Source organism: Nonomuraea rhizosphaerae, from assembly GCF_019396405.1.
Classification (GTDB): domain Bacteria; phylum Actinomycetota; class Actinomycetes; order Streptosporangiales; family Streptosporangiaceae; genus Nonomuraea; species Nonomuraea rhizosphaerae.
Genome location: NZ_JAHKRL010000508.1, coordinates 1 through 6628, shown reverse-complemented (window position 1 = coordinate 6628; position 6628 = coordinate 1). Strand labels below are relative to the sequence as shown.

8 protein-coding genes are annotated in these 6628 nt (G+C 71.0%); 2 read left to right on the top strand and 6 right to left on the bottom strand.

The genetic code is table 11. The features are described from left to right. Positions 1-1009, top strand: a 1009-nt coding sequence (locus tag KME77_RS26525) for an ATP-binding protein (protein WP_219471667.1), incomplete at its 5' end; no start/stop codon positions are given. Further along, on the top strand, positions 1002-1514 hold the full coding sequence (locus KME77_RS26520; protein ID WP_219471666.1) for a hypothetical protein: 513 nt from the start codon (positions 1002-1004) through the stop codon (positions 1512-1514). The genes KME77_RS26525 and KME77_RS26520, both read left to right, overlap by 8 nt. Before the next feature lie 6 nt (positions 1515-1520). Here KME77_RS26520 and phoH2 read toward each other — a convergent pair whose 3' ends face one another. From phoH2 to KME77_RS26490, 6 genes are all read right to left on the bottom strand, one after another. Then, positions 1521-2840 carry an RNA 5'-3' helicase PhoH2 gene (gene phoH2, locus KME77_RS26515; RefSeq protein ID WP_308250914.1) on the bottom strand — a complete coding sequence of 440 codons (1320 nt, stop codon included), beginning with the start codon at positions 2838-2840 and terminating at the stop codon, positions 1521-1523. Positions 2841-3047: 207 nt separating this feature from the next. Continuing rightward, positions 3048-3809: an isoprenyl transferase gene (locus KME77_RS26510; protein ID WP_219471665.1), complete on the bottom strand. Its 762-nt coding sequence runs from the start codon at positions 3807-3809 to the stop codon at positions 3048-3050. Positions 3810-3890: 81 nt separating this feature from the next. Further along, on the bottom strand, positions 3891-4400 hold the full coding sequence (locus KME77_RS26505) for a hypothetical protein (RefSeq protein WP_308250913.1): 510 nt from the start codon (positions 4398-4400) through the stop codon (positions 3891-3893). Positions 4401-4419: 19 nt separating this feature from the next. After that, positions 4420-5253: an amidohydrolase family protein gene (locus tag KME77_RS26500; protein WP_219471664.1), complete on the bottom strand. Its 834-nt coding sequence runs from the start codon at positions 5251-5253 to the stop codon at positions 4420-4422. Positions 5254-5281: 28 nt separating this feature from the next. Then, on the bottom strand, positions 5282-6196 hold the full coding sequence (locus KME77_RS26495) for a DUF7064 domain-containing protein (RefSeq protein WP_219471663.1): 915 nt from the start codon (positions 6194-6196) through the stop codon (positions 5282-5284). 30 nt (positions 6197-6226) lie between these two features. After that, the coding region (locus KME77_RS26490) for an SCO6045 C-terminal-like domain-containing protein (protein WP_219471662.1) at positions 6227-6628 on the bottom strand (402 nt) is incomplete at its 5' end.

Sequence of the window (6628 nt, the reverse complement as noted above, 5' to 3'; positions counted from 1 at the left end):
GGCCGTCGGCGCCGAGGTCTACCGCGAGACCGGCTCGGCGCCGGAGGCCACCGGGCTGCGGGCGTTCGTGTTCTTCCCGCTGCGCGACGACCAGCGCCAGCTCGACACGCTGCGCAGCACGCTCGCGCAGGGCGGCGCGGCCATCGTGCTGGTCGCCCTGGTGGTGGCGCTGCTGTCGGCCCGGCAGGTGCTGCTGCCCGTCAGGCGGCTCAGCGCCGCCGCGCAGGCGCTCGGGCAGGGCAGGCTCGACACGCGGCTGCCCGTGCACGGGCACGACGAGCTGGCCGAGCTGACCTCCAGGTTCAACGACGCCGCCGCCGCGCTGGAGCTGAGCGTGTCGGAGCTGCGCGCGCTGGAGGCGCTGTCACGGCGGTTCGTCGCCGACGTCTCGCACGAGCTGCGCACGCCGCTCACCGCCATGACGGCCGTGGCCGACATGCTCTCGGAGGAGGCCGAGCGGCTGCCCCCGGAGCCCGCCGAGGCCGTACGGCTGGTGCTGCGCGAGATCGAGCGGCTGCGCGGCCTGGTCGAGCACCTCATCGAGATCAGCCGCTTCGACGCCGGCACGGCCACGCTCAACCTGGAGCCGGTCAACGTCGCCGACGCCGTCCTCGACTGCCTGGAGGTGCGCGGCTGGAGCGAGCAGGTGGAGGTGCACGCCGCGCAGAGCCTGACCGTCAACCTCGACCCGAGGAGGTTCGACGTCATCGTGGCCAACCTCGTCGGCAACGCGCTCAAGCACGGCCTGCCGCCCGTCGTGGTCACCGCCAGGGGCACCCAGAACGGCCTGGAGATCAAGGTGCGCGACCACGGCAAGGGCATCCCGGGCGAGGCCATCGCCCACGTCTTCGACCGGTTCTTCAAGGCCGGGGCGGGGCGGGCGCGCAGCCAGGGCAGCGGCCTGGGCCTGTCGATCGCGCGGGCGAACGTCCACCTGCACGGCGGCACGATCTCCGTACGGCAGCAGAAGCCGGGCACGCTCTTCACCGTCTGGCTGCCCCATGGGTAGGCGCCTCGCCCTGGCGCTGCTGGCCGCCACCCTGGCAGGGGCGACGGGCTGCGGGATCACGCCCACGGACGTCGAGGAGAAGGCCCCGGCGCCGGTCATCGAGGTGCCGCCGCCGTCGAAGACGTACTTCCTGCTGCGGAACGGCGAGCTGACGCTGGAGCCCGCCGACGTGGACTCCGACACGGTCAGCAGCCTGCTCACGGCGCTGTTCGACGCCTCCGACGAGCCGCTCGGCGACCTGGACACCGCGCTGCGCGGCTTCACGTTCGAGGGCATCGAGGACTCGCTCAACCCGATCCAGCGCGACGAGGTCCAGCTCCCGCGCACCTCGACGCTGACCGTCTTCGTCAAGGGAGAGGGCACGCTGAGCAAGCCGGCCAAGGCCCAGATCGTCTGCACGGCGCAGCAGGACGCGGCGTTCGAGCAGGTCAAGATCGTTCACGAGTACCCGGGGAACCGCCCCTCCAAGACGGAGGGACGGTTCATCTGCGGGGACCTGAAGTGAGCCGGCCTAGAGGTTGATGTCCTCCAGCATCTCGGTCACCAGCGCGGCGATCGGCGAGCGCTCCGACCTGGTCAGCGTGACGTGCGCGAAGAGGGGATGCCCCTTCAGCTTCTCCACCACCGCCACGACGCCGTCGTGCCTGCCGACCCGCAGGTTGTCGCGCTGGGCGACGTCGTGCGTGAGCACCACCCGCGAGTTGGCGCCGATCCTGCTCAGGACGGTCAGCAGCACGCCGCGCTCCAGCGACTGCGCCTCGTCCACGATCACGAACGCGTCGTGCAGCGAACGGCCGCGGATGTGGGTGAGCGGCAGGACCTCCAGCATGCCGCGGTCGAGCACCTCCTCGATCACCTCGGGCGAGCTGATCGCGCCGAGGGTGTCGAAGACCGCCTGGGCCCACGGGCCCATCTTCTCGCCCTCGGTGCCCGGCAGGTAGCCGAGCTCCTGGCCGCCGACGGCGTACAGGGGGCGGAAGACGACCACCTTGCGGTGCTGGCGGCGCTCCAGGACGGCCTCCAGGCCCGCGCAGAGCGCCAGGGCCGACTTGCCGGTGCCCGCGCGCCCGCCCAGCGAGACGATGCCGATCTCCGGGTCCATCAGCAGGTCGAGCGCGATGCGCTGCTCGGCGGAGCGGCCGTGCAGGCCGAACACCTCGCGGTCGCCGCGCACCAGCCGCACCGACTTGTCCGGCAGGACGCGGCCCAGCGCGGAGCCCTTGTTCGACAGCAGCCGCAGGCCGGTGTGCGTCGGCAGGTCCCTGGCCTCCTCCAGGTCCGCCGTGCCCTTCTCGAAGAGCGTCTCGACGCCCTCCGTGGTCACCTGGACCTCGGCCATCCCGGTCCAGCCCGACTCCACCACCAGCTCGGCGCGGTACTCCTCGGCCGCCAGGCCGATCGAGGCGGCCTTGACCCGCATGGGCAGGTCCTTGGAGACGAGCACGACGTCGCACCCCTCGGCGGCGAGCGAGCGCGCCACGGTCAGGATGCGGGTGTCGTTGTCGCCCAGGCGGAACCCGACGGGCAGGATGGACGGATCGCTGTGGTTGAGCTCAACCCTGATCGTGCCGTCCCCCGTCGGCATCGGCTCGTCCAGGCGGCCGTACTGAACCCGCAGGTCGTCGAGGTAGCGCAGAGCTTTCCTCGCGAAGTAGCCGAGCTCTGGATGGTGCCGCTTGCCCTCCAGCTCAGTGATCACCACTATCGGGAGGACCACGTCGTGCTCGGCGAACCTGGTCATTGCCGCCGGGTCGGCTAGCAGGACCGAGGTGTCCAGCACGTACGTGCGCTTGGCCGGGTTGGACGAAGGGTTGCTCGAGGACACTGCCACACGTTCTCCCCCGGGCGCCCGTGCGGACGGGCACCCTGCAGACGAGGTGGGAACCGGACCGGACCCGCGTCCCCGGCCACGACGTGCCGGCGGTGCCGGGATCCGGCCCCCCTCAGCAGGTCAAGGCGCAAAGGCGGGCCCTCTCCGGAGTGTTCGGTCTGTGACCGGACACTTATCACGTTACGTCCTGGATACCCAGATGTCCCGTCAGGAACCGTAACGGCGATGTCTCGCGGCGTAGTCGCGCAGCGCCCGCAGGAAGTCCACCCTGCGGAAGTCGGGCCAGTAGGCCTCGTGGAAGTAGAACTCGGAATGAGCGCTCTGCCACAACATGAAGCCCGACAGGCGCTGCTCGCCCGAGGTCCGGATGAGTAGGTCCGGGTCGGGTTGGCCGCGAGTGTAGAGATGCTCCGCGATGTGCTCGACATCGAGTACCTCGACGAGGTCCTCGATGCTCGCCCCCTTGCTGGCGTGCTCCTGGAGGAGTGAGCGCACCGCATCGGCAATCTCACGCCTTCCTCCATACCCAACTGCAACGTTCACAATCAGCCCGGGACGGTGCGATGTCACTTCTTTCGCGTTTTTCAGGACATTCGCCGTCCTGTCGGGCAGCAGATCAAGCGCGCCGACCGGGCTGATCCGCCAGCCCGCCTCCACCAGCTCCTGCGTCACGTCCTCGATGATGCGCAGCAGGGGCTCCAGCTCCTCCCTCGGCCGGTTGAGGTTGTCGTTGGACAGCATCCACACCGTGACCAGCTCCACGCCGGTCTCACGGCACCAGGTGAGCAGTTCGGAGATCTTGTCGGCGCCCTTGCGATGACCTCGCGCGACGTCCTGGATGCCCATGGCCCGGGCCCAGCGCCGGTTGCCGTCGATGATCACCCCGACGTGCCGGGGGACGCTGTCCTTGGACAGCTTGGCCTCCAGCCGGCGCTCGTACAGCCGGTAGACCAGATCGCGCAGGCCCACGGAGTCCTCCCAGCGGTGCTGTGCCTATGGGCGAATGACCCAACAGGCAATTATCACCGCGTTTCGCCCGTGCCCGCCCCCTCAACCGGGTTCAAGACAGGATTCCGCCTCGCCGACCAAGGTCTCCACGAACGTGGCCAGCTCGGACGACGTCAACACCGCCCGCATGCCCACCCCGCTGGAGCCCCAGGCTTCCACGTACGCCCGGCGGGTCACCCGCCACCGGCCCTGGTCGGAGAGCCAGATCGGGATGGTCCTGAGCTGGCAGCGTAGCTCCCCGCCACCCGTCGCGCCGGACCTTGTGCGATGTCGGAACGAGAACAGCTCCCCGCCGCGGTCGCCGGAGTCGTCGTGGAGGTCGTCGGGGAAGCGGTCGTCCGGGTCCGGCCAGTCGCCCTGGCCCGCCCGCGCCCGGCTCACGCCGTGCGCCAGCCGCTCCAGCAGCCAGCCGCACCGCTCACCCACGATCCCGTACGGCCTGCCGTCGCGGCGCAGCTCAAGCATGACCTCGTACGGAATGCCGACGCTGTCGGTGCACGCCACAGGCGTGACGGTCAGATAGGAGCCGTCGACGCAGCGTAGTCCACCCACCCGGTGGAAGGTATCCCCGTCAAACGTCGCTAAACCCGTAGAAACGTTGCGCGGTTCCGCCGAACACCTGGTCCCGGTCCGTCCCGGCGAGCAGGGCCCCGGACACCTCGAAGACCGTCCGGTAGTCGGCGGCGAGGAGCAGGACGGGCCAGTCGCTGCCGTACATGAGACGCTCCGGGCCGAACGTCTCGACCGCGTACTCCACGTACGGCCTGAGGTCCTCGACGGTCCACTCCTGGTGGTCGGCCTCGGTCACCAGGCCGGAGACCTTGGCGTACACGTTGGGGAAGGCGGCGGCCCGGGCGAACTGGGTCGCCCAGGGCTCCCACTCGTGGTCCTTGACGCGCGGCTTGGACAGGTGGTCGACGACGATCTTCAGGGTGGGATGACGCTCGGCGAGCGTGACCACGTGGTCGAGGTGGCGCGGCAGCAGGGACGGCACGTCGAGCGTCAGGCCCTTGCCGGCCAGCAGGCCGAGGGACTCCAGGACGGTGTCCCGGACGATCCAGTCGGGGTCCGGGTCGTCGTGGATGAGGTGGCGCACCCCGGCGAACTTCGGATGCGCGGCAAGGCGTTCGAGGGCCTCGGCGGCCTCGCGCGGCCGGTCGAGCGGGACCCAGCCGACGACCGCGGCGACGAAGTCGTGCGCCTCGGCCTGGGCCAGCATGGCGTCGGTGTCCTCGGCGGAGTCGGCCGCCTGGACCAGGACCGTGGCGTCCACGCCGGCCTCGGCCAGCGCGGGCCGGAGGTCGTCGGGGGTGTAGGTCCGGTACAGCGGGCCCAGGTCGGGGGTCAGCCAGGTGTACCAGCCGGTCTTGACGTCCCAGAAGTGCTGGTGCGCGTCTACGATCACCCGACAGAACCTAAGATGCCCTGATATTTCATATCAAGGGGTGCCAGCCGTGGGAGCGCCAGCCGGCCGGCTGGTGCCACTCCGTCCAGCCGTACCCGGACCGTCCGTCCTCCGTCTCGTACGCGCACATCGCCCTGGGGAACTCGGCCCTCTCCCCCTCGGGGGACGTCAGCGTCACCGGCGCGAAGGCGATCGGCGTCACCCGCGTCTCCAGGCCGGGGAAGGCCAGGGTGGCGCCCGCCGGGGTGTCCCCGTCGAAACTGGCGCTGGCCGAGAAGCCCTCGACGTGCTCGATCTTCTCGCCCGGCCGCACCTGGAAGGCGGGCCAGGGCAGGGCCATGCCGATGTTGGCCTGCATGCCGTGCAGATGGGTGCCGTCGTCGAGGCGGCAGCTGCTCCACAGCCAGGACAGCGACCACCAGTCGCGTACTCCCCAGCTGTGGTCGCGCTCGCCGTATCCCTCGAACCTGCTGCCGTTGACGGTGCCGGAGACGCGGCACGGGACCTCGTAGCGGGGGACCAGCGAGTAGCCGTACACGCCGCCCTCGGTGTGCCATTCGAGGTCCAGGTCGAGGTCCTGGGCCGTCAGGGTGACGCGGGTGGTCTCCATGGGGGTGGTCGTGCGCAGCGCGCCCCGGTAGCCGTCGCCGGTGACCTCCAGGCCGCCCTGGTGGGCGTCGTGGTGGGCGTCGTGGTGGGCGTCGTGGTGGGCGTCGTGGTCGGCCAGCATGGTCAGGCCGCCGTCACGGGTCACCAGGCAGGCCCAGTACCAGGCCCGCTTCCAGTTCGGGTACAGGCCCAGGCGCACGTAGCCGCCCAGGTCGCCGTCCGGTGAGGTGAAGTCGAGGTAGTACGACTCGTTCCACAGCAGGTCACCGGCCGGTTCGTGGGGGTCCTCGTCGGCCGTGCCGAGGGGCCCGACACCCATGTTGACGATCCGCATTCCGCCTCCCGTCCAAGCGCTTGCTACACGCTAGCGCCGGCCGAGCCGGGACCACCAGCCGCGCCGGGGCTTCCCGGCGCTTTCCGGCTCGGGCACGCGGCTGGGGTCGGGCACGTGGGTGGGGTCGGGCATGCGGCCTCGGTCGCGCAGCCAGGCGGCGAAGTCGTCGGCGTCGGCGTGGTAGCCCGGGGGCGGCGACGTACGAGCCCTGGCGTAGGCGGCGAACTCCTTCGCCAGGTCGCCGCCCACGGCCATGGCGGCGTCCGGCCGCATCCGGGCCACGATGGCGCGGCGCTTGGCGACCAGGCTGCGCGCCTGCACGCCGAGGCGTTCGCGGTCGAAGCCCTCGGGCGCGTCCGCCCCGGCCACCAGCGCCGCGACCACGTCCGCCTGCGCGGCGGCCAGCCGCCGCCGCGCCTCCTCCGCGCTCAC